Source organism: Streptomyces sp. NPDC033229 (assembly GCF_055576875.1).
In genome coordinates, this window is sequence record NZ_JBVIQR010000168.1 from 1 (window position 1) to 2,538 (window position 2,538).

Here is a 2,538-nt window from a genome sequence, read left to right on the forward strand (position 1 = left end):
GCCCTCCGCGCGAAGTCCACGCCGAGCATCAGAAGTTGCGAATCGCCGCGTGAAAGCAACGGCCGACGCCTGTCCGAAAAACGCGAGGCCCCTCACTTTCAACGTCGGTGAGCTTGACCTCCTGCGAGGGCTACCCCTGGGCCGGGCAGCCCTCGACCGCTTCCTTCTTCAGAGGCGCGCTCCGGCTGATGAAGTCGAAGACTTGCTGTTCCGTCTTGAGGTAAGTGTTCCCGCTCTCAGCCATAGCCAGCGTCGCTGTGGCGGCCAGCACTGGCGCAGCGATGAGGGTGGACGCCGCAAACATGGCGGTACGCCTCCTCCCTTGGCGCAGCGTCATGTGTTCAGAGGTGGTGGCAGGAGCGGTCATATCCGTCTTCACCCCGGACTCCTGGTCCGCAACGGGCTCCCAGGCACTGCATCGCCCGCAAGAGCCTCGAGTCCTCTTATCACCTGGGCCGCCACCGCCCGACCGTGGAACGGTCGCGGCCTGCCTCGCCGACTGCCGGCGACTCCACCGCCGCTACGAGCGCCAAGCCGAACACTTCGCTCGGCTGGCGGAATACAAGGAGGTCCTCTCTTCTCGTCGCTGGCAGGAAGAGGAGCGGCGGCAAGCCGCGGATCGGTCGTCTCAGCCGGTGCCGGAGCGGAAGCCCCGTACCGTGCGCCGACCGCGCCCTGCGGCCGAGCAGCCGCCGACGCGTCCGGCGGTGGTGCGGTCTTCGGACAAGGTGCCCGAGCAGTCCACGCCGTCGAGTAGTCCCGGTCAACGATGGCGACCAGCAGTGCAGACCGGCCCCACGGCTGCCATCTCGCGGCGGCCGGCGCAGGAGCCGGAGCCGGAGCTGCTGGATTCCGGGGCGCTGTGGGAGATCGCCACCCAGTTGCGGTCGTTTCTGGAGCAGGTCGCGCCAATCGGGGCCACGACGAGTTGGTCTGCGATGTGAAAGCGCCTTCCGGGCCGTCGCACTCCCCGCCCGGCTCCCGGTGCGTGCGGCGTGCGCTTCCGACCGGGGGCGGCAGGGCGGCGGCGTCAGCGCGGGAGGGGGCCAGGTCGCTATCTCGTTGGCCTGGGGCGGGGGACGATGTCAGGGGTAGGTGTGCAGGGTCTGGCCGATGCGGTGTGCTGCTTCGGCGTGGCCAAACAGTCCTGGCAGGCCGCCGGTGTGCAGCAGGACCGTGCGCTCTCCGGGCCGGATGCTGCCGTCGCGCACCGCGGCGATCAGTCCCGCTGCGGCGCGTCCGGTGTAGACCGGGTCCAGGATGATGCCCTCGGTGCGCGCCACGGTGGTGATGGCCTCCAGGACGGGTTCGTACAGGATGCCGTACGCCTCGCCCACCTGGTCGCCCCGGCAACGTAGCTGCTCGGCTGTCACCTGGCTGCCGGTGAGTTCCGAGGCGAAGGTGGCGGTGACAGAGGCGGCTTCGGGGAGTGCGCCGACGTCGATGCCCAGGACGCGTTCGGCTCCCAGGGCGGCGACCAGGCCGGCCATCGTGCCGCCAGAGCCCAGGGCGGTCACGACGTGCCGGACGTCGGGTTGCTGGGTGAGGATCTCCTCGCCTGCCTCGCGGTAGCCGCGGGCCCCCAGGGCGCCGGATCCGCCGAGCGGCACCAGATACGGCACGGCGCCCTTTTCGCGCAGCTCGGCGTAGGTCTTCTCAGCCTGCCCGGCCAGCTCGGCGGGCGCGGCGTCACCGGCCCACACAATCCGGGCGGCGAAGGCAGCGTCCAGGAGGAGGTTCCCGCCGGGCTGGTCCGGGCGGCCGGAGCCGGGCATCACCAGCACTACGTTCAGGCCCGCCCGGGCACCTGCGGCCGCGGTGAGCCGGGCATGGTTGCTCTGCGGCCCACCCATGGTGACCAGGGTGTCCGCGCCACGCTGCAGGGCGTCGGCGACCAGCCACTCCAGCTTGCGGACCTTGTTGCCCCCGCCGCCGAGTCCGGTCAGGTCGTCCCGCTTGATCCACAGATCGTCCGGCGCCAGGCCGATCAGCCGGGCCAGCCTTGGAGCCGCTTCCATCGGCGTGGGCCACGCCGACAACATCACCTTCTCCACCACGAACTCCTTCATCCGCGTCGCAGCAGCGCCCTGAATGAAGGCATCCAGCGCGCTAGGCACTCACCGTCTCACACCAGCACGAAGGGGCGAGGCTTGGGTGTGCCTAGGGAACGCGCCCCCGGGCCTGCTGCTCCTCAGGGCGGGGGCCCCAGAGGTACACACATGCCCCTGCCCCACTCCCCCAGCGCCCAAGGTCTCGGCGGGGCCGAGCGCTGCGTCGGCGAGCTCATTGCCCGGGACCCGCTCGTCCTCCTCGAGGCCGCCCTGCCGCGAGTGACGGGTGAAACAGGGGGCAGACCATGCCGCTGGTGATCCCGAAGCCCGTTCTTGGCCTGCCTCCTAACCATCACCATCACTACGACCTCGCACTCAGAAGTCGCCCTATATCTAGACGAGTCATTCCGAATGCTGACGGTGTGTCCGGGAACGCAGACAGGGCGTCCAAGATCGTTGTGTGACGAACAACCTGGACGCCCTGCTG

The 2,538-nt window shown here is 69.8% G+C and carries 2 protein-coding genes; both read right to left on the reverse strand.

The annotated features are described in order from the left end of the window. Positions 1-130: 130 nt before the first annotated feature. Entirely contained in the window at positions 131-379 is a 249-nt protein-coding gene (locus ACZ53N_RS37080; RefSeq protein WP_469145099.1) for a hypothetical protein, read from the reverse strand. 706 nt (positions 380-1,085) lie between these two features. Beyond that, positions 1,086-2,054 carry a D-cysteine desulfhydrase family protein gene (locus ACZ53N_RS37085; RefSeq protein ID WP_469145100.1) on the reverse strand — a complete coding sequence of 323 codons (969 nt, stop codon included), beginning with the start codon at positions 2,052-2,054 and terminating at the stop codon, positions 1,086-1,088. Positions 2,055-2,538: the final 484 nt, after the last annotated feature.